The sequence below is a fragment of the Massilia psychrophila genome (assembly GCF_002760665.1).
Lineage (GTDB): Bacteria > Pseudomonadota > Gammaproteobacteria > Burkholderiales > Burkholderiaceae_D > JAFCUW01.
The window spans coordinates 19,976-39,966 of sequence record NZ_PDOB01000036.1 but is presented as its reverse complement, the minus strand read 5'-3'; the positions used below and the strand labels follow the sequence as shown (position 1 = coordinate 39,966).

At 63.3% G+C, this 19,991-nt stretch carries 21 protein-coding genes; 16 read left to right on the top strand and 5 right to left on the bottom strand.

Features of this window, described 5'->3' with window-relative positions:
- The 15 genes from CR103_RS23045 to CR103_RS18100 form a co-directional block, all read left to right on the top strand.
- Positions 1–202, top strand: a 202-nt coding sequence (locus CR103_RS23045; RefSeq protein ID WP_218968499.1) for a hypothetical protein, incomplete at its 5' end; no start/stop codon positions are given.
- A 155-nt stretch (positions 203–357) separates the two neighbouring features.
- Entirely contained in the window at positions 358–633 is a 276-nt protein-coding gene (locus CR103_RS18170; RefSeq protein WP_099917344.1) for a DUF493 family protein, read from the top strand.
- Positions 634–747: 114 nt separating this feature from the next.
- Entirely contained in the window at positions 748–1,470 is a 723-nt protein-coding gene (gene lipB / locus CR103_RS18165; RefSeq protein WP_099917343.1) for a lipoyl(octanoyl) transferase LipB, read from the top strand.
- Positions 1,460–2,443 (top strand): lipoyl synthase, encoded by a 984-nt coding sequence (lipA, locus tag CR103_RS18160; RefSeq protein ID WP_099917342.1) that lies wholly within the window; start codon positions 1,460–1,462, stop codon positions 2,441–2,443. The genes lipB and lipA overlap by 11 nt, the downstream gene beginning before the upstream one ends.
- 236 nt (positions 2,444–2,679) lie before the next feature.
- On the top strand, positions 2,680–2,961 hold the full coding sequence (locus tag CR103_RS18155; RefSeq protein ID WP_143752667.1) for a MerR family transcriptional regulator: 282 nt from the start codon (positions 2,680–2,682) through the stop codon (positions 2,959–2,961).
- Complete coding sequence (locus CR103_RS18150; protein ID WP_099917340.1) at positions 2,958–3,305, top strand: YnfA family protein; 348 nt, start codon at positions 2,958–2,960, stop codon at positions 3,303–3,305. The genes CR103_RS18155 and CR103_RS18150 overlap by 4 nt, the downstream gene beginning before the upstream one ends.
- A gap of 254 nt (positions 3,306–3,559) precedes the next feature.
- Positions 3,560–4,666: an S-(hydroxymethyl)glutathione dehydrogenase/class III alcohol dehydrogenase gene (locus CR103_RS18140; protein WP_099917338.1), complete on the top strand. Its 1,107-nt coding sequence runs from the start codon at positions 3,560–3,562 to the stop codon at positions 4,664–4,666.
- Between the two features lie 4 nt (positions 4,667–4,670).
- Positions 4,671–5,519 (top strand): S-formylglutathione hydrolase, encoded by an 849-nt coding sequence (gene fghA, locus CR103_RS18135; RefSeq protein WP_099917337.1) that lies wholly within the window; start codon positions 4,671–4,673, stop codon positions 5,517–5,519.
- Between the two features lie 109 nt (positions 5,520–5,628).
- Complete coding sequence (gene gfa, locus CR103_RS18130; protein ID WP_099917336.1) at positions 5,629–6,204, top strand: S-(hydroxymethyl)glutathione synthase; 576 nt, start codon at positions 5,629–5,631, stop codon at positions 6,202–6,204.
- Positions 6,205–6,363: 159 nt separating this feature from the next.
- Positions 6,364–8,121, top strand: coding sequence for a thiol dehydrotransferase (gene thdT / locus CR103_RS18125; RefSeq protein ID WP_099917335.1), 1,758 nt, complete (start codon positions 6,364–6,366; stop codon positions 8,119–8,121).
- 173 nt (positions 8,122–8,294) lie between these two features.
- On the top strand, positions 8,295–8,633 hold the full coding sequence (locus tag CR103_RS18120) for a hypothetical protein (protein WP_229443608.1): 339 nt from the start codon (positions 8,295–8,297) through the stop codon (positions 8,631–8,633).
- Between the two features lie 103 nt (positions 8,634–8,736).
- The gene (locus tag CR103_RS18115; protein ID WP_099917334.1) at positions 8,737–9,141 is read left to right on the top strand and encodes a c-type cytochrome; all 405 of its coding nucleotides are present in this window, start codon (positions 8,737–8,739) and stop codon (positions 9,139–9,141) included.
- Entirely contained in the window at positions 9,138–10,040 is a 903-nt protein-coding gene (locus CR103_RS18110) for a quinoprotein dehydrogenase-associated putative ABC transporter substrate-binding protein (RefSeq protein ID WP_229443606.1), read from the top strand. Before CR103_RS18115 ends, CR103_RS18110 begins: the two co-directional genes overlap by 4 nt.
- A gap of 10 nt (positions 10,041–10,050) precedes the next feature.
- Positions 10,051–10,734 (top strand): hypothetical protein, encoded by a 684-nt coding sequence (locus CR103_RS18105; protein ID WP_143752666.1) that lies wholly within the window; start codon positions 10,051–10,053, stop codon positions 10,732–10,734.
- 75 nt (positions 10,735–10,809) lie between these two features.
- Positions 10,810–11,769: an ATP-grasp domain-containing protein gene (locus CR103_RS18100; protein WP_099917331.1), complete on the top strand. Its 960-nt coding sequence runs from the start codon at positions 10,810–10,812 to the stop codon at positions 11,767–11,769.
- A gap of 145 nt (positions 11,770–11,914) precedes the next feature.
- Here CR103_RS18100 and CR103_RS18095 read toward each other — a convergent pair whose 3' ends face one another.
- The 4 genes from CR103_RS18095 to CR103_RS18080 form a co-directional block, all read right to left on the bottom strand.
- Positions 11,915–12,832, bottom strand: a complete 918-nt coding sequence (locus CR103_RS18095; RefSeq protein ID WP_218968497.1) for a beta-propeller fold lactonase family protein — start codon at positions 12,830–12,832, stop codon at positions 11,915–11,917.
- Positions 12,833–12,933: 101 nt separating this feature from the next.
- Entirely contained in the window at positions 12,934–13,476 is a 543-nt protein-coding gene (locus CR103_RS18090) for a cytochrome b (RefSeq protein WP_099917329.1), read from the bottom strand.
- 42 nt (positions 13,477–13,518) lie between these two features.
- Positions 13,519–15,525: a sigma-54-dependent Fis family transcriptional regulator gene (locus tag CR103_RS18085; protein ID WP_099917328.1), complete on the bottom strand. Its 2,007-nt coding sequence runs from the start codon at positions 15,523–15,525 to the stop codon at positions 13,519–13,521.
- 158 nt (positions 15,526–15,683) lie between these two features.
- Positions 15,684–16,262: a ZIP family metal transporter gene (locus CR103_RS18080; protein ID WP_229443604.1), complete on the bottom strand. Its 579-nt coding sequence runs from the start codon at positions 16,260–16,262 to the stop codon at positions 15,684–15,686.
- Between the two features lie 382 nt (positions 16,263–16,644).
- Here CR103_RS18080 and CR103_RS18075 point away from each other — a divergent pair, with 382 nt between their 5' ends.
- Entirely contained in the window at positions 16,645–19,062 is a 2,418-nt protein-coding gene (locus CR103_RS18075) for a TonB-dependent receptor (RefSeq protein WP_229443602.1), read from the top strand.
- An 11-nt stretch (positions 19,063–19,073) separates the two neighbouring features.
- Here the strand turns inward: CR103_RS18075 and CR103_RS18070 are convergent, their stop codons facing one another.
- Positions 19,074–19,985: a LysR family transcriptional regulator gene (locus tag CR103_RS18070; RefSeq protein ID WP_099917326.1), complete on the bottom strand. Its 912-nt coding sequence runs from the start codon at positions 19,983–19,985 to the stop codon at positions 19,074–19,076.
- Positions 19,986–19,991 lie beyond the last annotated feature (6 nt).

The following is a 19,991-nucleotide window of genomic DNA, read 5'->3' as shown; positions in this document are numbered from 1 at the left end:
GCCCCCACCAGCCATGCTGCGCCATGCGCCGCAGCCTGTGCCGGCTGCTGCGCCGCCGCCGCCGCCGCCGCCGCCGCCGTCAGCTCCTGCTCCTGCTTCTGCTGCTGCGCCGCTGCGCCATGCGCCCCAGCCGGCCGCGGGGGAACCGGCGCCGCGCCCTTTCCGGGGCGACCATAAGCGCGACGGAGAACGCGAACGGTGACATGACGGCTGGGCTGGAAACCTCAGCCCAGCGGTTTGCCGTTTTGCGCGTCCAGCGCCGGCGCTTTGTTCAAACCCGGACTTTGACTACAATGCAGTCATGCCAGCCCGTTACCGCGGGCAGCTGCTTCATTTCACTTCAAGACAGGACCCGCCATGCAACCGATTCCCCCCGTCGACTCCCTGATCGAATACCCGAGCGACTTCCCGATCAAGGTGATGGGCGCCACACATGAAGACTTCGCCGCCACCGTTGTCGACGTCGTGCTCGAGTATGACCCGACGTTCCACCTCGGCCGCCTGGAAGTGCGGCCTTCGGCCAAGGGCAACTACACCGGCCTGACCGTGATGGTGCGCGCCACCAGCCGCGCCCAGCTCGACGACCTGTACCGCGCGCTGTCGGGCCACCCCATGGTCAAGATCGTGATGTAAGGGCAAGGCCCGGGCTATTCATCGCCGCCGCTAATCCGAAGGGGCCGGTGCCAGCGCCCGCACCCCTGCTCCCTTATAATGACAGCGCTCCATAACCTGTCAGCGACCGCCCACATGACCTCAACCCGCCAAGCGCCGGCCATCATCCGCGACCTCGGCCGCGCCGAGTACGCGCCCGTGTTTGCCGCGATGCGCGCCTTTACCGATGCCCGCGACACCGCCACACAAGACGAACTATGGATCGTCGAGCACCCGCCGGTGTTTACGCTGGGCCTGGGGGCCGACCGCTCGCACGTGCTGGCGGCGCACGACGTCCCGGTGATTCAAACCGACCGCGGCGGTGAAGTCACCTTCCACGGCCCCGGCCAGGTGGTGATTTACCTGCTGATGGACCTGCGGCGTAACAAGCCGGGGGGCAAGTTATACGCAAAGCAATTTGTCCACAAAATCGAGCAAGCGATCATCGAAGTGCTGGCGGCGTATAATCTGGACGGGGAGCGGATTGCCGGCGCGCCGGGCATCTACCTGGCCGGCGGCGAGCGCAAAGGCGCAAAAATTGCCGCGCTCGGCTTGAAAGTGCGCGGCAACGGCTGCACCTATCACGGCGTGTCGCTCAACGTGGCGATGGATCTGGCGCCGTTTTCCTGGATTAACCCGTGCGGCTATGCTGGCCTGGCGACGGTGGACATGCGCAGCCTGGGCGTGACGGCGGCGCTGGCCGACGTGCAGCAGGCGCTGGCGCATGAACTGGTAAGGCAGCTGGCAACGATCAGCCTGCTGGAGCCAGCCGAACAACTAACCGAAGCCCGTTTGGGCGCGCAGCCACATGACTCTTGACACCGACACCGCCCCGGCCTACAACGCCAGCGACAAGCAAAAAGGCGCCAGCAAGACGTCGCGCATCCCGATCAAGATCGTGCCGGTTGCCGAATTCGAGCGCCTCAAAAAGCCGGACTGGATCCGCGTCAAGGCAGCGTCTGCTTCCAGCCGATTTTACGAAATCAAGGAAGTTCTGCGCGCCAACAAGCTGGTGACGGTGTGCGAAGAGGCGAGCTGCCCGAACATCGGCGAATGCTTTGGCAAAGGCACTGCGACCTTTATGATCATGGGCGACAAATGCACCCGCCGCTGCCCGTTCTGCGACGTCGGCCACGGCCGCCCGGACCCGCTCGACGTGGATGAACCGCGCAACTTGTCGAAGACCATCGCCGAACTGCGCCTGTCGTACGTCGTCATCACCTCGGTCGACCGCGACGACCTGCGCGACGGCGGCGCCGGCCACTTCGTCGAGTGCATTCAGCAAACCCGCGCGCTGGCGCCGAAAACCCGCATCGAAGTGCTGGTGCCGGACTTCCGCGGCCGCCTCGCCAAGGCGCTGGCGATTTTTAAAGACGGCCTGCCGGACGTCATGAACCACAACTTGGAGACCGTGCCGCGCTTGTACAAGGAAGCGCGCCCCGGCGCCGACTACAAGCACTCGCTCGAACTGCTGCGCGACTTCAAGGCGCTGTACCCGCAGGCGGTCACCAAGTCCGGCATCATGGTGGGCCTTGGCGAAACCGACGAAGAAATTCTGCAGGTGATGCGCGACTTGCGCGAGCACAACGTCGAGATGCTGACCATCGGCCAGTACCTGGCGCCGTCGAATTCGCACCTGCCGGTGCGCCGCTACGTGCACCCGGACGTGTTTAAAATGTTCGAAGCGCAAGCTTATAAAATGGGCTTCGTGCACGCGGCGGTCGGCGCGATGGTGCGCAGTTCGTACCATGCCGACGAGCAGGCGCATGGCGCCGGCGTGTCGATCGGCTGATCGCCCGATCGCGATCATCTCCGCCTGCGTGGCGCGCACGCCGAATAAATCGAACACCGGATTGACGCCGATTTGCTCGATCGCCAGGCGCTCGAGACCGGCAGCACCAGATTCACCGCACCGAGCCAGCCAGGCTTGAAGCGGTGCTTGCGCAGCGACCATAGCACGGCGAAACACAGCGCCGTCAGCAGCGTTTCTTAGACCGGCGTGGGATAGACGCCGGGAAACGCGATGACTTGGCCATCAATATTGTTGTCATAGGTTTGCGAGGAATGCATCTGTCCACATCGACCATGACGATCTGCGCGCTGTCCATGCAGACGCGATGCCCGGTCCCGACGATCCGTTATTGCGCGCCAATCGGCTCGCCGCCGCGCCTCTTGCGCGCTGCAAACGGCCAACGCACCTATCGCGACGAGGAGCTCAAGCGCCTATCGTTGATGTCGTTGATGTCGTTGATTAAGCGCTGCCGCGACTTTGCACCGGCATTTTCCAGCACCGAATTAAACCGCCCATGAGCACCGATGCGCTCGACCTGGCCCGCACCCTGGGCCTGTTCGCGGCCACCGCGGTGGCCGAACTGGTGGGCTGCTATTTACCGATGCTGTGGCTGACCGGGAAAGCGTCGGCCTGGCTGCTGGTGCCGGCGGCGATCAGCCTGGCGGCCTTCGTGTGGCTGCTGACACTGCATCCGGCCGCCAGCGGCAGGGTTTATGCGACCTATGGCGCCGTCTACATTGCCACCGCGCTGGCGTGGCTGTACGTCGTCGACCGGGTTACCCCGACATGGAACGATTACACCGGCGTCGCTCTGGCGCTGCTTGGTGCTTGCGTCATCGCGCTTGGCCATCGGCCCGCCTGATTTTTCTGCGGGCCAGGCCAGGCCTGCGGCTCGCTCGCACCTGTTCGCCCACCTGTTCCATTAACCGAACACGCCGGAGCGCCCGGTGTTCCGGTTTCCTAACAGTCTCGGCCTTCTGGTGTGCTCTGGCATGCTGGCCATCCATTGCCTTGGCGCGAAAATTGAGTGGCATGTGTTTTGCTATTAAGAGAATAAGTTGTCGCGCCGCGTGCGCCGGCGCCAGCTTCATCACCTCTAATTGGAAAACCTGATCCATGAAAACCAAAGCCGCTGTTGCCTGGAAAGCCGCTTCGCCCTTGACGATCGAAGAAGTCGACCTGGAAGGCCCGAAGGCCGGCGAAGTGCTGGTTGAAATCAAGGCCACCGGCATCTGCCATACCGATTACTACACCCTGTCCGGGGCCGACCCGGAAGGCATCTTCCCGGCGATTTTGGGGCATGAAGGCGCCGGCATCGTGCTCGAGGTCGGACCGGGCGTGACGAGCGTCAAAAAAGACGACCACGTCATTCCCTTGTACACGCCGGAATGCCGGCAATGCAAGTTTTGCCTGTCGCGCAAGACCAACCTGTGCCAGCAGATTCGCGCGACGCAAGGGCGCGGCCTGATGCCGGACGGCACCTCGCGCTTCTCGATCGATGGCAAACCGCTGTTGCACTATATGGGCACCTCGACGTTTTCCAATTACATCGTGGTGCCGGAAATCGCCCTGGCGAAAATCCGCTCAGACGCGCCTTTCGATAAAGCCTGTTACATCGGCTGCGGCGTGACGACCGGCGTTGGCGCGGTGGTGTTTTCGGCCAAGGTCGAGGCGGGCGCCAACGTGGTGGTGTTCGGCCTCGGCGGTATCGGCCTGAACGTCATCCAGGGCGCCAAGATGGTCGGCGCTGACAAGATCATCGGCGTCGACATCAATCCCGGGCGTATCGAGATGGCGCGCAAGTTCGGCATGACCCATTTCGTCAATCCGAAAGAGGTCGGCAACGTCGTCGACCATATCGTCCAATTGACCGATGGCGGCGCCGATTATTCGTTCGAATGCATCGGCAACACCACCACCATGCGCCAGGCGCTCGAATGCACCCACAAGGGCTGGGGCCAGTCCTTCATCATCGGCGTGGCAGCGGCCGGCCAGGAGATCAGCACGCGCCCGTTCCAGCTGGTCACCGGGCGCGAATGGAAAGGTTCCGCTTTCGGCGGCGCGCGCGGACGCACCGACGTGCCGAAAATCGTCGACTGGTACATGGACGGCAAAATCAATATCGACGACCTGATTACCCACACGCTGCCGTTGGAACGCATCAACGAAGGTTTCGATCTGATGAAAAGCGGCGAGTCGATCCGTTCCGTCGTCCTCTATTAACGCCATGAGTACCATTGAAACGCTTGAACTGATCAGCGAACACACCTGCTTTGGCGGCGTGCAGCGCTTCTATTCGCATCAGTCGCATGCAATCGGCCTGCCGATGCGTTTCTCGGTGTTCCTGCCGGCGCAGGCGCACGGCGGCAAGCTGCCCGCCTTGTTTTACCTGGCCGGCCTGACCTGTACCGAGGAAACCTTCATGCTCAAGGGCGGTGCCCAGCGCGTGGCCGCCGAACTGGGAATGATATTGGTGACGCTCGACACCAGCCCGCGCGGCGCGGCCATCGACGGCGAAGCGGCCAGCTGGGATTTTGGGCTGGGGGCGGGCTTTTATGTCGACGCCACCGAGCCGCCGTGGAACGCGCATTACAAGATGCATAGCTATGTACTCGAGCTGCATCAACTGGTTGTGGCGCAATTACCGGTCGATGTTGCGCGGGTCGGCATCTTCGGCCATTCGATGGGGGGGCACGGTGCGCTGGTGCTGGCGCTGCGTCATCCGGAATTGTTCCGATCGGTATCGGCCTTCGCGCCGATCTGCGCGCCAAGCCAGTGCGCCTGGGGCCAAAAAGCGTTTACGGGATATCTGGGCGACAGCCAGGAACACTGGCGGCTGAACGACGCCAGCGCGCTGATGGCAAGCCGCCATGCGCCGTTCCCGAAAGGCATTTTGATCGACCAGGGCCTGGCCGATGGCTTCCTTGCCGCGCAGCTGTTTCCGGAGGCGTTCGAACAAGCTTGCGCCAATGCGCAGCAGCCGCTGCGCTTGCGCCGGCATGCCGGCTACGACCATGGCTATTTTTTCATTTCGACGTTCGTCGAGGATCACCTGCGTTTTCATGCGGAGCAATAGCAGGCGATTTTTTTGCTGGTGCAGTGCCGTTCACATGACCGTCGTGGCACCAGCCCGCGCCGGTAGCGGTAGTTAGGTAACTAAATCAACCAAAACCAAGGGACATATTATGGAAAATGCAGTGAAAATCCATCCGGCCGTCGATGCCGGTATCAAACCGACCGTCGAAGGTTTTAGCGGCGGCACCTTGACGTGCCTGTGCGCGACCGACCCGGTCACCGTGGTGCTCAGCGGGCAGACCGCCCACAACCACGTCTGCGGTTGCACCAAGTGCTGGAAACCGGAAGGCGCGATGTTTTCCCAGGTTGCCGTGATATCGCGCGAAAACGTTGCCGTCACCGCCAACGCCGACAAACTGAACGTGGTCGATCCGGACACCACCATCAGGCGCCACGCCTGCACCGCCTGCGGCGTGCACATGTACGGCCGCATCGAAAACACCCAGCATGCATTTTTCGGCCTCGACTTCGTTCACACCGAGCGCTCGACACAGTCCGGCTGGGCGCAACCGACATTTGCCGCTTTTGTATCGTCGATCATCGAGTCCGGCGCCAAACCGGACAACATGGGCGCCGTCAGGGCCACCTTGGCCGAACTCGGGCTTACTCCGTACGACTGCCTGTCGCCGCCATTGATGGATGCTTTGGCGACCCAAGCCGCCAAGCTGTCCGGCGTGCTCAAGTGAAAGAATAGAAAATTTTTTAATCGCGTTTCACTTTCGCACCGCCCTCAAAGCGGTGCGGATATCGGGTTGACTTAGTTGGTTCGACCATAAAAACTAAATAGGAGATTAGTCATGTTATCCAGTAAAAACTTTAAACGCTGGCAGCAATGCGCAATCCTGATGTCCGCGCCTGCCTTCGCTTTTGCTTCCGATGTCGAAGCGCTCACCAAGAATCCGCAGAACTGGGCGATGCAGGCCGGCGGCATGGCCAACCAGCGCTACAGCGAACTGAAGCAGATTAACAAGGACAACGCCAAGACGCTGCAGGTGGCGTGGACGTTTTCGACCGGCGTGCTGCGCGGCCACGAAGGTGGACCGCTGGTAATCGGCGACACCATGTATGTGCACAGCCCGTTCCCCAACAATGTCTTTGCCATCAACCTCGAAGACCAGAGCATCAAGTGGAAATACGAGCCAAAGCAGGACCCGGCCGTGATCCCGGTGATGTGCTGCGACACGGTCAGCCGTGGCGTGGCTTACTCGGACGGTAAGATTTTCTTGCAGCAGGCCGATACCACGCTTGTCGCCCTCGATGCGAAGACCGGCAGGGAAATATGGAAAGTTGTCACGGGTAATCCGAAGGTCGGCGAAACCGCCACCAATGCGCCGCATATTTTCAAGGACAAGGTCATTACCGGCATCAGCGGCGGCGAGTTCGGCGTGCGCGGCCGCATCACGGCGTTCGACATGAACACCGGCAAGGAGCTTTGGAAGGCATTTAGCACCGGGCCTGATACGGACATGCGGATCAACCCGGCCACCACCATGACCTGGACCGACGGCAAGATGGCGCCGGTTGGCAAGGACTCGTCGCTGAAGACCTGGAAAGGCGACCAATGGAAAATCGGCGGCGGCACCACCTGGGGCTGGTACAGCTACGATCCGGCGACCAACCTGATGTACTACGGCACTGGCAATCCGAGTACCTGGAATCCGCGCCAGCGGCCGGGCGACAACAAGTGGTCGATGACGATTTTCGCCCGCGACCTCGACACCGGCGAAGCCAAGTGGGTGTACCAGATGACGCCGCACGACGAGTGGGATTACGACGGCGTCAACGAGATGATCCTGGCCGACGTCAAGGTCAAGGGCGAGACCCGTAAGGCGCTGGTGCACTTCGACCGCAATGGTTTCGGCTACACGCTCGACCGCGTCACCGGCGCCCTGTTGGTGGCACAGAAGTTCGATCCGGTCGTGAACTGGGCCAGCAGCATCGACATGAAGAGCGGCCGCCCGATCGTCAATGCCAAATACAGCACCGACAAGAACGGGCCTGACGTCAACAGCAAGGGCATTTGCCCATCCGCACTGGGCACCAAGGATCAGCAGCCAGCGTCCTACTCGCCGAAAACCGGGCTGTTCTATGTGCCGACCAACCACGTCTGCATGGACTACGAGCCGTTCGCTAGCGAATATGTCGCGGGCCAGCCGTACGTCGGCGCGACGCTGTCGATGTATCCGGCGCCTACCAGCCACGGCGGCATGGGCAATTTCATCGCCTGGGATGCCGGTACCGGCAAAATAGTATGGTCCAAGCCGGAGAAATTCTCGGTCTGGAGCGGGGCGCTGTCGACGGCCGGCGACGTGGTGTTCTACGGCACGCTGGAAGGCTATATCAAGGCGGTCGACAACAACGGCAAGGAGCTGTGGAAATTCAAAACGCCGTCCGGCATCATCGGCAACGTCAACACTTGGGAATATAAGGGCCGCCAGTACATTGGCGTGTTGTCGGGCATCGGCGGCTGGGCCGGCATCGGCCTTGCGGCCGGGCTCACCAAGTCTACCGACGGCCTTGGCGCGGTCGGCGGTTACAAGGACCTGGCCAAGTACACCAACCTGGGCGGTACCTTGACGGTGTTCGCGCTGCCGCCGCAGTAAGCGCTTCAAGTCAGCCATCTCCGCGCAGAGTGCAGAGTGATTCCGGCAGCCGGGTAGTTTGCCCGGTTGCCGGAACGCGCCAAGCTACCCCCGGCTCTTGCCGCATGTGCTCCCTCATGGCATGAAACATGCACACGAGTGATCGGTAGAACCTGAAAACAAGGGAGACGACAATGAAAAAAATGCGCTTGCTGCTGTTGCTGGCCGCCGGTAGTCCGATGGTGGCGCACGCGAACGATTTTCCGACCACCGACCGCGTCGAATACGTACTCGAATGCATGGCCGCTCAGCCGGGCAAACAAGAATATCTCTACAAGTGTTCCTGCACCATCGACCGGATTGCCCAGCAAGTGGGCTACAGCGAGTACGTCGAGATTTCGACGGCGCTGCGCCACCAGGGCTTGCGTGGACCCGGCGGAGCCGCATTTCGCGATCCCGAGTCGGTCCAGGCAATGGCCAACAAATACAAGGCGCTGCAGGCCAAGGCCCGCAGCGCCTGCGATATCAAGTGAACCCGCAACGCGGTTGCGGCCGTCGTGGCAGCCACCGCCGCAGCACAGTCGGATCGATTTTTGTTCCAGAAACGGAACACCTGCACTTATTTGAGGAATAGCCATGAAAAAAGGATTACTGTCCGCGCTGACAGCCGTGCTTTGCATTGCCGGCGCCACCGCCATTGCCAACACCCAGGCCGCGCCGGCGCCGTACAAAGTCGTCGACGGCAACAAGGTCGACACCCAGACCTTGAAGGGCTGGCGCACCTGGCGTTCGCTCGCTTGCGAGCGCTGCCATGGCGCGGCGCAGGAAGGCATGGTCGGGCCGTCGCTCGTCAATAGCCTGAAGGTGCTCACACCCGATGAATTCAAGACCGTCGTGCTGCAGGGCCGCATCGCCAAAGGCATGCCGAACTTCGACGGCAGCAAGCAGGTCGTCGACAACATCGACAACCTGTACGCCTACCTGAAGGGCCGCTCGGACGGTGCCATCAACGCGGGCCGGCTCGAGGAGATCGGCAAGTGAGACTACGTCGAAGCACCTCGAACAAACTGGCGCGCGGCACGGTTGCCGCCCTGATGCTGGCTGCGGCGGCAGGCGGGCTGCGGGCGCAACCACAAGCCGAGCCGGAGCCGCAAAAAACATTACGAGTGTGCCAGGATCCGAACAACCTGCCGTTCTCCAACCGCGCGCTGGAAGGCTTCGAAAACAAGATCGCCGCCTTGCTGGCAACCGAACTGGGGTGGAAGATCGACTACACCTGGTACCCGCAGCGCATGGGATTTATCCGCAACACGCTGCGCGCCAAAGAGCCCGATTCGGACACTTTCAAGTGCGACCTGGTGACCAGCGTCGCGGCCGGATTCGACATGGGCGCGACCACCCGGCCCTACTATCGCTCGACGTATTCGATGGCGTATGTGAAGGGCAAGGGCCTCGATGGCGTTCGCACGTTGGAAGATCTGAAAAAGCTCGACGCCGGCCAGCGCGCCAAGCTGCGCCTGGGCATATTCGGCGGCTCGCCAGTTGCCAACTGGCTGCTCGAAAATGGCCTGATCGAGCAGATCGTGTCGTACCAGCAGCAGTCCGGCGACGCCGAGCGCTATCCCGGAGAAATGGTCGAAAAAGACCTGGCCAGCGGCGTCATCGACGTCGCCTTCATCTGGGGACCGATCGCCGGCTATTTCTCCCAGCAGTCGAAGACGGTGCCGATTGTCGCCATCCCCTTGAAGCCGCAGCCCGGCGTCAAGTTCGATTTCGAGATCGCGATGGCGACGCGTTTCGGCGAAGCGGCGTACAAGAAATTGATCGACGAGGCGCTCGACAAAAAGCGGCCGCAGATTAATGCCATTCTGGCGCAATACGGTGTCCCGCTGCTGGAGCTGGCGCCGCCAGCGCCGGTGCAGGCCGCAGCGCGTAAGTGAGGAACCAGCGATGATTTTTCCGACACGACACTGCATCGTTGGGCTGGTTTGTACTGGTTTTGCGCTGGCAATGGGGGCCGCCACGGCGCAAGCCATCTCGCCCGCCGAGACCTTGCTGTTTCAGACCAATCACTTGAAAAACGTGCGTGCGCCGCTGACGCTGACGTATGCCTTTCGCAAGGCGGGCAGCCTGGAACCGGGCTTCGACGACACGGTCGAGGTAGTACTGGCTGAAGGGGAAGCTGCCGGAAAGCCATCGGTGACGATGCATTTCCTGTCCGGGACTCGCCAGCGCCAGACGCCTGGCGTGGAAGGCGCCGAAGGCAACCCGGCGTTGCTCGGCTTCCTCGAGCACGACATCGCCGAGATGAAACGGCTGACTGGAGGCTCCAGCAACTATTTCCGCAAGCGGATCCGGCTGGCGCTGGCCGAGGCGGCGCAAGTGCGGCCGGCGCATTTCACCTACGGCGGCAAGCGGGTCGATGGCCGCGAGGTCAGCATCGAGCCCTACCGAAACGACCCGCTGGCCAAGCGGTTCGAACAATATGTTCCTAAGCGTTATACATTTGTCATTAGTGCGCAGGTGCCCGGCGGCGTGTACCGGGTCGGCAGCGCGCTCGCCGGCCCGGCCGGCAACGCACCTTTGATGAATCAAACACTGACCCTGGTAAGCACCACGAAAGACAAGCGCTGACGGTGCAATCGCCGGCAGCGGCAACGGGCAGCGGACAGCAGGCATGAGCAGAGCATGGGAGCGCAAGTGTCAGCCATGAAAGTGTTTGCATTCGACTACGCGTCCGGCGGCGGTGGCGATGGCTCAACCGGCGCCACGTCGCCCGATTCGCTCAAGCACCACGGGCGCATCATGCTGGGCGCGCTGCTGGCCGACCTGGCCGCACTGCCCGAAATCGAGCTCATCACCATCAGCGAGCCCGGCCTGTTCGCGCACCGTTTTGACGCCTGCCTGCAGGCGGCCGACGCGGTGTGGCCGCTGGCGCCGGAGGCCGGCGGCCTGCTCGAGCGCCTGTCGCGCCAGGTGCTCAGGCGCAATCGAATTTTGCTTGGCAGCAGGCCGGCGGCACTGCGGGTCGCTGCCAGCAAGCTGCGTACGGCGCGCGCGCTGGCCCGGGCCGGCGTGGCAGTGGCCGCCACTTACACACCCGGCCAGGCTTTGCCGGACTGGAGCGGGGGGTGGGTGGTCAAACCGGACGACGGCGCCGGCTGCCTGAACACCCGCATCTTCCCGGACGCCAATACGGCGCTGGCGTGGATTGCCGCCAGCGGCGATGCCGGCTACGTGCTGCAACCGTTCATCCAGGGCAAGCTGGGCAGCTTGTCGCTGCTGTGCTGCGAGGACGACGCACAAGTGCTTAGTTGCAACGAGCAGCGCATTGCCGTGCGCGACAACCAGTTCCACTTCCTCGGCACGACTGTCAACAGCATCTGTGACGATGCCGGCCGCTTCGCGCGGCTGGCGCAGTCGGTTAACGCCGCCATTCCCGGCCTGTGGGGCTATGTCGGGGTCGACTTCATCGTCACCGGGCAAGGCGTGGTGGTGCTCGAAGTGAACCCGCGCCTGACCACCTCGTATTGCGGGCTGCATGCATCGATCGGTTGCAATCCCGCCGCGCTGGTGCTCGATTTGCTGGAACGGCCGACCGGCACGCCGCGCGCGCGCACTAAACCGGTCGCGGTCAGCGTCGACGTGGCGGCGTTCGGCAGCGCCTGAATCTGGCTGCTTCCTGGAGCCTTGTTACTTGAAACCGCCGAGCCTGTCCCAGCAGGAAGAAGTAAGCCGGTAGCGACGTGCCCGTAGCAGCCGTTTGCCGGGCGCGCTGAAAGCGACTTCGGTCTACCGCGATAGACTCCAAGTACTACCTGATCACGACGCCCCATGGCAGCTTGCCGACGGCGATGTCGCGCAGCTTGACGTTGCGCTCGGTGTCGATCACCGAAACGCTGCCGGAACGGCCGTTGGCGACATACAGCTTGGCGCCGTCGGGGGTAAGCGCCATGTTCCACGGCCGCTGGCCGACCTCGACGGTGGCCACCACCTGGTTGGTGGCGGTATCGATCACCGAGACGTTGGCGTCGCCGCCGTTCGACACATAGACCCGGCTGCCGCCAGGGTGCACCGCGATGCCGTTGGCGCGCAGCCCGGCCTTGATGCGCGCGACGATGGCGAAGCTGCGCGTGTCGATGACGAACACTTCGTTGCTGTTCTCGGTGGCGACATACGCCCGGCTGCTGTCGGGCAAAAAGCCGATGCCGCGCGGGCGCGCGCCGACCGTCACCTGCGCCACCTGCTTGCGGCTGGCAAAGTCGATGACGTCGACCGCATCGCCTTCCTCGGCGCTGACGAACACCAGGCGTGCATCCGGGCTGAACACGGCATGTTCGGGATTTTTGCCGCGTACCGGAATCGAAAACGCCAGCGTATGGGTGCGCGTGTCGGTGAATGCGATCTCGTTTTTGCCTTCGACGGCGGCCGCTACCCAGCGCCCGTCGTTCGATATCGATACCCCTTCGGGCGATTCGCCCAACGCCACCATGCCGGCCGGCTTGCGCTCGGCCAGGTCAATCAGCTGCAGGCGGTTGTTCGGCTGGTCGCTGACGTACAGCCAGCGGCGGTCGAGGCCGACGGCCAGCCCACGCGGTTTGCTGCCGGCGGCGATTTGGGCCACCACCACGTCGCTGGCGGTATCGATCACGGAGACGGTGCCGGAACCTTCATTGGGCACATAGGCGAACGGCGCCGCGTGCAGGGGCGAGGTGGCCAACAGCGCCAGCACGGTCGCAGTTGGCAGCAGGCGGCGGGCAGATCGGGTTAAATTGTCGATGATGAAATCTCGCTGAGTAAAATAAAAACGACAGGAAAAAGAAAATTACAACATCAGCTGCGCGCGCTGGCGCCGTTCCACATGCGCGCCAACAGGCGGTCGTGGTTGACCAGCGTGTGCTTGATGACGGCGAGCAGGTGTATGCCGATGAGGACGGCAAACACCACGGCGGTTACCTTGTGGGTCTGGTTGAAGATGGCATAGAGCAGCTTGTCGTCGCTGCCCCATGGCGCCAGCCTGACGGTGTTGAACAGCTTGATGCCGTGCTTGCTGAAGTTGGACGCCAGGTAACCCGATAGCGGCATCACCACCATGCAGGCATACATGGCCAGGTGGCTGGCGTGCGCTGCGCGCCGTTGCCAGGCCGGCATCGGCAGCGGCGGCGGCGGCGCATGGCGCAGTCGCCAGACGATCCGCAGCAAAATCAAGATGCCGATCACCAGGCCGACGCTTTTATGCTGGTTGATCCAGAAGCCGCGCGCCGGCGTATTGCGCGGAATCTCGTCGAGCAGCCAACCAAAGGCGAACTGACCTATCAGCAAGACGGCGATCAGCCAGTGCAGGACCATGGCGGTGCGGGTGTATTGACCCGGCATGGATTGGCTATAAGATTGACTGTTCAAAGGAGGCGGGTCCGGTTAATGCAACATCGTCTTGTCGGGATTGATGATCTTCAGCCGCTGCACTTTGCGGTACAGCGTGTTGCGGCTGATCTTGAGCTGGCGAGCCAGGGTCGAGATGTTCCAGCTATGCCGCGTCAGCTCTTCGATCAGCGCATGGCGCTCGGCGTTTTCAAGCGGGTTCAGGTTGGCGTCCGGCGCCGGCCCGACTGCCGTAGCAGCCGCAGTCTCCGCCGTCACGCTCGCTGCAGCCGTCGATGCCGCGCCAAACTCGAGCGGCAGGTCGGCCATCGTCAGCCGGTCCGATTCGCGCAGCGCGATCATGGTACGCAGCAAGTGGCGCAACTGGCGAATATTGCCCGGCCATGAATGCCGGACCAGGGCGGCGAGCAGTTCGTCGTCGACCCGGACGTTGTCGTCGCCTTCGCTTTCCTGTCTCACCAGGTGGCGCACCAGTTGCGGCCGGTCGGCGCGATCGCGTAGCGGCGGCAGCGTGATGGTGACGCCTTGCAAGCGATAAAACAGGTCTTCGCGGAATTGCTTACGGCCGATCCGCTCTTGCAGGTCGCAATGGGTGGCGCTGATCAGACGGATGTCGAGCTTGATCGGGGCGCCGCCGCCGAGCGGCAGCACTTCGCGTTCTTCAAGTACGCGAAGCAGCCGTGTCTGCAGCGCCACCGGCATGTCGCCGATTTCGTCGAGGAACAGCGTGCCGCCGTTGGCTTGCAAAATCTTGCCGCACTGCCCGTCCTTGCGGGCGCCAGTGAATGCGCCCGGGGTGTAGCCGAACAGTTCGCTTTCAATCAGCGCCTCCGGAATCGAAGCGCAGTTAATGGCGACAAACGGTTTGGCGGCGCGGCTGCCGGAGCGGTGCAGGGCCTGGGCGAACATTTCCTTGCCGGTGCCGGTTTCGCCCAGCAGCATGACGGCGACGTTGCGCTCCACCACGCGCTTGGCGATTTGCACGTTGTGCAGCATGGCCGGATCGCCGAACTGCAGCTTGTCGAGCGCGGTGGCGGCGTCCGCCGCCGGCACCCGTGCCGCTGGCGCTGGCTGGCGCGCTTCGCGCTGGGCCGGCAGCGGCGCGTAGCTGACGGCGAAAAACCGTGCGCCGTTACGAATTTCGAAAATCGGCACCGGATGAAACGCTTTTTTCACGGTGCAGTCGACCAGGCCGGAGAATGAAATGTTGAACAGATCGGTGATGTCGCGCCCGACGATCTCGAGAGGGCTCTTGATGCCGAGCATGAGCAGCGCGCGGCGGGTCGCCGCCAGCACGCGGCCGGCGACACTGACCGCGATCGCCCCTTCGCTCAAGGTACCGACGAATTCGGGCCGGTTATGGAAGCGCACGATGTATTCGTTGCGGAACTGGTGCAGGAAAACGCGGTTTTCGATCATTTGCACCGAGGCGCTGACCAGCGCCAGGGTGTGCTGCTGGGCCAGCCTGGATTCGCCGGAAGCGTCGAGTACGGCCACCAGCTCGCCGGCATGGTTGAAGATCGGCGCCGCCGCGCAGGAGAGGCCGATGTTGCGCGACAAGTAGTGTTCTTCCTGGTGAACCGAGATCGGCCGCCGCTCGACCAGGCAGGTACCCATGCCGTTGGTACCTTGCACCCGCTCGCTCCAGACGGCGCCCTGCATCAGCCCGGATTTGGAGGCGGCGTGGGTAAAGCCGGGGTCGCCGAAGAAGCTCAGCAGCACGCCGTCGCGGTCGGTCAGCATGATCGCGTAGCCGGAACCGGCCAGTTGCTGGTACAGGTCGGCCATTTCGACTTCGGCCACGGCGCGCAGGTCGGCCAGGCTTTCCTGGCGCTCCTGCAGTTCGGTGTAGCCGACCACTTCGGGATCGTCGCGGCTGTCGGGATCGAGATGGTAGTCGTTTAGGCACCGGATCCACGACTCGGTGATGCGGCTGCCGCCAGCCGGCGCGCCATGCGCGGCGCTGCTGGCCGGTTGGCGGTCCATCCCGGTTTGCACAACCGAACGCACGCGCTTGACGTGCTCCACGGCAAAGTTGGACATGCTGTCTCCTCAGGTCCGGTAGCTGATGGCCGCGTGCTTCACACGCCGGCCAGCGCCACTGTGTAATTTGTTTGTCTGCGTTGGACAAAAAATCGCGTCCGTAGTTCAGAATACGCTGTTCCGTATCCCGCATGTTATATAAACCATAAAACACATGCTCAACGGCTGGTACCTGGGACCGCAAAATACAACACAACGGTCATGCCAATTCCGAGCAGCAGCAATTGCACGATGGTGTCGCGATGCGACGCCGGCTGTTGGATTTTCGGCACCAGTTCGCTCAGGGCAATGTATAGAAAACCGGCTGAAGCGAGCACCAGCACATGGGGCATCCATGCCAGAGGGCGCTCGAGCGTCAGGTAGCACGCCAGGCCGGCAGCTGCCGCCAGGCTGCGGTACGGCAGGGTGACGAATTCGCCCGCTGCGCGGGACGTCGGATGGGCGCCAAGGGCCAGCGCGGCCAGCAGGCCCAGTTCGGGCCGGGCGCTGAACGCGGCGCCGATCAGGATGGCGTCGGACGCATGGTGGGTTGCAAGCGCTGCCCGCCGCGTGCACTGCAGGGTCGCCCATTTTTCCAGCAAAAAGAACGCCAGCAGCCCGGCCAGCAAGGTAGCGCACAGGCCGCGCTTGTCGGCGCCGGACTCGAACGCCTGCGGCAATGCGTACAGCAGCGCTGCGCCCAGCAGCAGCCCGACCGACAGGCCAGGCATGCGCGCGGCCATGGCGGGGCCGCGCAAGATCGCTTGCAGCGTGTTGATGACTTGTCTCCCCCAATTGAGGCTGCCTATGTTGGCTCATCAGGGAGAACGCAAGTTCCATGCCGAACGCGGCGCAGCGCCGCCCGCGCCATGCATGCGTGGCGGCGCTGGGCAATGGGCATTGCACGGCCTGGTTCAGTTTTGGCACATACTTTCAAATCGACTGTTCAAAAATGGAACATGGTGCCTTGCAACATTAACCGGCGGCAGCGAAATAGCCTTGCAGCGCCGGCTTGTGTGCGCTGGCGCGATAACTGCATTGTGAATGCGACAGCAGGTTCTTTGATCAACGGCGAAATTCGCAAAGGGGGATGTCATCGGTACAGCATCGGGATGGGGAATCAAACCAGGCTTAACCGGTTTGGCGGTACTCGCCTGCGGGCCTGTGCTGGCGGACGAACCGGCGCCGACAGCGATGGCCCAGGTCATCATCGTCGCCAGCACGCCCCTGCCCGGCACCGGCTTGCGCATCGAACAGACCGCTTGGGCGGTGCAGAGCGCTACCGCGCGCGACATCGACAACAGCGGCGCCATCGACCTGTCCGACTTCCTTAACCGCAGCCTGGGCAGCGTGCACGTCAACGAGAACCAGGGCAATCCGCTGATGATGGACGTCAGCTACCGCGGCTACAGCGCCTCGCCACTGCTGGGCACGCCGCAGGGGCTGTCGGTCTACCTGGACGGCGTGCGGCTGAACCAGCCGTTCGGCGACGTCGTGCTGTGGGACCTGATCCCGAAAGACGCCATCGCCACGGTCAGCCTGATGGGCGGCGCCAATCCCCTGTTCGGCCTGAACACCCTGGGCGGCGCGCTGGCGATCCGCACCAAGGATGGCCGGTCCGATGGTGGCACCGTATTGGAGGCGATGGCCGGCAGTTTCGGCCGCCGCAACCTCAGCATTCAGCACGGCGGCGCTAGCGCTCCACTCGACTGGTTCGTGACCGCCAACGGCTTTCGCGAAGCCGGTTGGCGCGACGATTCACCATCGCGCCTGGGCCAGTTGTTCGGCAAGCTGGGCTGGCGCAGCGGGCAGTCCACCACGCAATCCACGCTAAAACTGACCTACGCCTGGGCCCAAAGCGAACTGAACGGCAACGGCTTGCAGCAAGACGACATGCTCGCGCCGCGCCGCGCCAGCGTGTTTACCAAGCCCGACACCACCGTCAACCACGCCAGCTTCGTCAACCTGGAAGCGATGTCGCAGCTGTCCGGCCAGGCGCGGGTGTCCGCCAACGCGTATTACCGCAACACCCGTACCGGCACGCACAATGGCGATCTGAACGAGGAAGCGCTGGGCAAACAGGTGTACTACACCGGGCAGGGGGCAGAGCGCGATTGGCTCGCCGCCAACGGCTTTGGCAATCCCGCCATGGAACGCGAGGCTTCCTTTCCGCAATGGCGCTGCATTGCCCAGGCTGGCCGCAACGCCGAACCGAACGAAAAATGTACCGGCCTCGTCACCACCACCGCCAGCCGCCAGCGCAACGCCGGCCTGTCCGCCCAGCTCAGTTTTGATGCGCCCGGCCATCAGGCCGTGATTGGCGCCGCCTGGGACGCCAGCCGCGTCGGCTTCACGCAGTCGTCGCAATTTGGTTTCCTCAATCCCGACCGCTCGATCACCCCGGTCGCCGCGTTTGCCGACGGCAGCCAGGATTCGGAAGACGCTTTCGACCAGCGCGTCGACCTGAGCGGCAAGGTAAGCACCTGGAGCGTGTTCGGCAGCGATACGCTGTCGCTGGGGCCACACTGGCACCTGACGCTTTCCGGCCGCTACAACCGCACCCGCCTAGTCAACAGCGACCACTTGTTTCCCTACAATAACGCCACTACCGAGGGCCAGCAGCGCGGCTCGCTCGATGGCGACCACGTGTTTCGCCGCTTCAACCCGGCCGTCGGCATAAGCTACGCTCCAAGCCGGGCGATCAACGCCTACGCCGGCTACAGCGAAAGCAGCCGTACCCCGACCTCGATCGAACTTGGCTGCGCCGACCCGAATTTCGGCTGCCGCCTGCCGAACTCGATGGCCGGCGACCCGCCGCTCGACCAGGTCGTCTCAACCACCTGGGAGGCTGGCCTGCGCGGTAAACTAACCGGACGCAGCCACTGGAACCTGGGCCTGTTCCGCGGTGACAACCATAGCGACATTATTTTCGTTTCCAACTCGGCCTCCACCGGGTTTTTCAAAAACGCCGGCAAGACGCGCCGCCAAGGTGTCGAAGCCGGCGTCGCCCTTGTCGGCGAACGCTTGAGCCTGAGCGCCGACGCCACCTGGCTGAACGCCACTTACCAATCCAGCGAGCGCCTCGGCGGCCAGGCCAACAGCAGCGCCGAGAACGGCGCCATCGAGGTGCGCCCTGGCGACCGCATGCCTTCCATCCCGCGCCAGATCCTGAAGGCCTCCGCCGGCTACCAGTTTTCGCCCGCCTGGTCGGCCGGCCTGCAAGTGATCGCCATCGGCGGCAGTTTTGTGCGCGGCAACGAGAACAACCTGCATGTGGCCGGATCAACCAACCTTGACGGCGTCACCACGACGGGCGCCGGCCGGGTGCCGGGCTACGCCGTCGTCAACCTGAACGCCAGCTATACGCCGGCGCCGGGCTGGACGCTCTCAAGCCACGTCAGCAACCTGTTCAACCGCCAGTACGCCACGGTCGGGCAGCTGGGCCCGCGCGCCTTTACGCCTGACGGCAGCTTTCGCAACACCGACAGCGAGGGCGCCGTCTTCTTTGCGCCGGGAGCGCCGCGCGCGGTATCGATCCGGCTGCGCCGGGTATTTTAGGTCTGCGCCCGTCATGCCCACAGCTTGATCAGCGGCCCCGCCTCTTCGATCAAAAACGATTGGAACTCGCGGGCCGGCGGCGACAGGCGTTTGCCTGCCAGGTGGGTGATGTGCCAATGGCGCACCAGCGGCAAGCCGAGCACGTCGAGCAGCACCAGGTGACCTGATGCAAGCTCGTGGCGGATGGTGCGCAGCGACAAAAAACTCAGGCCCATGCCGGCCATGACGGCCTGTTTGATGGTTTCGTTGCTCGGCATTTCCATCACGATGCGCGGATGGATATTGTTCTCGGCAAACAGGCGTTCCATCGCATGGCGGGTGCCCGAGCCGATCTCGCGCACGACGAATTGTTCGCCGTCGAGAATCGACAGCGGCGCGCCGCGCCGGCGCGACAAGGGATGCTCGGGCGAACTGATGACGCCCAGCGGATTGGTGGCGAACGCGGTAGCGACGCAATCGAGGCCATCGGGCGAGCGTCCCATGATGACCAGGTCGATCTCGTTGCGCACCAGCAGCTGCATGATGACTTCGCGGTTGTGAATGTGCAGCGAAATGTCGATGTCCGGGAAGCGCTGGCGAAATTTTACCAGCAGCATCGGCACAAAATATTTCGCGGTGCTGACCATCGCCAGCGATATCCGGCCTTTTTTCAAGCCGCGCCGCTGCGCCATCGCGTCCTCGAGCTGCTGCAACTGCGCCACGGCGCAGATCGCATAGGTCTGGAAGTCAAGGCCGGCATCGGTCAGCCGGATCTTGCGCCCGACCTGCTCGTACAAGGCCATGCCGACGATTTCCTCAAGCTGGCGAATCTGCATCGACACCGCCGGCTGGGTCACGTGCAACAGGTCGGCGGCGCGCGACACCGACAGCTGGCGGGCCACTTCGAGGAAGGTGTCGAGCTGACGCAGGGTGTAGCGGCGCATGGCGGC

Bases quoted from the DNA above. Each gene is read 5' to 3' on its own strand.
- CR103_RS18170 (WP_099917344.1), top strand. From the start codon at position 358: ATGCAACCGATTCCCCCCGTCGACTCCCTGATCGAATACCCGAGCGAC.
- lipB (WP_099917343.1), top strand. From the start codon at position 748: ATGACCTCAACCCGCCAAGCGCCGGCCATCATCCGCGACCTCGGCCGC.
- lipA (WP_099917342.1), top strand. From the start codon at position 1,460: ATGACTCTTGACACCGACACCGCCCCGGCCTACAACGCCAGCGACAAG.
- CR103_RS18150 (WP_099917340.1), top strand. From the start codon at position 2,958: ATGAGCACCGATGCGCTCGACCTGGCCCGCACCCTGGGCCTGTTCGCG.
- CR103_RS18140 (WP_099917338.1), top strand. From the start codon at position 3,560: ATGAAAACCAAAGCCGCTGTTGCCTGGAAAGCCGCTTCGCCCTTGACG.
- fghA (WP_099917337.1), top strand. From the start codon at position 4,671: ATGAGTACCATTGAAACGCTTGAACTGATCAGCGAACACACCTGCTTT.
- gfa (WP_099917336.1), top strand. From the start codon at position 5,629: ATGGAAAATGCAGTGAAAATCCATCCGGCCGTCGATGCCGGTATCAAA.
- thdT (WP_099917335.1), top strand. From the start codon at position 6,364: ATGTCCGCGCCTGCCTTCGCTTTTGCTTCCGATGTCGAAGCGCTCACC.
- CR103_RS18120 (WP_229443608.1), top strand. From the start codon at position 8,295: ATGAAAAAAATGCGCTTGCTGCTGTTGCTGGCCGCCGGTAGTCCGATG.
- CR103_RS18115 (WP_099917334.1), top strand. From the start codon at position 8,737: ATGAAAAAAGGATTACTGTCCGCGCTGACAGCCGTGCTTTGCATTGCC.
- CR103_RS18105 (WP_143752666.1), top strand. From the start codon at position 10,051: ATGATTTTTCCGACACGACACTGCATCGTTGGGCTGGTTTGTACTGGT.
- CR103_RS18100 (WP_099917331.1), top strand. From the start codon at position 10,810: ATGAAAGTGTTTGCATTCGACTACGCGTCCGGCGGCGGTGGCGATGGC.
- CR103_RS18090 (WP_099917329.1), bottom strand. From the start codon at position 13,476: ATGCCGGGTCAATACACCCGCACCGCCATGGTCCTGCACTGGCTGATC.
- CR103_RS18085 (WP_099917328.1), bottom strand. From the start codon at position 15,525: ATGTCCAACTTTGCCGTGGAGCACGTCAAGCGCGTGCGTTCGGTTGTG.
- CR103_RS18070 (WP_099917326.1), bottom strand. From the start codon at position 19,985: ATGCGCCGCTACACCCTGCGTCAGCTCGACACCTTCCTCGAAGTGGCC.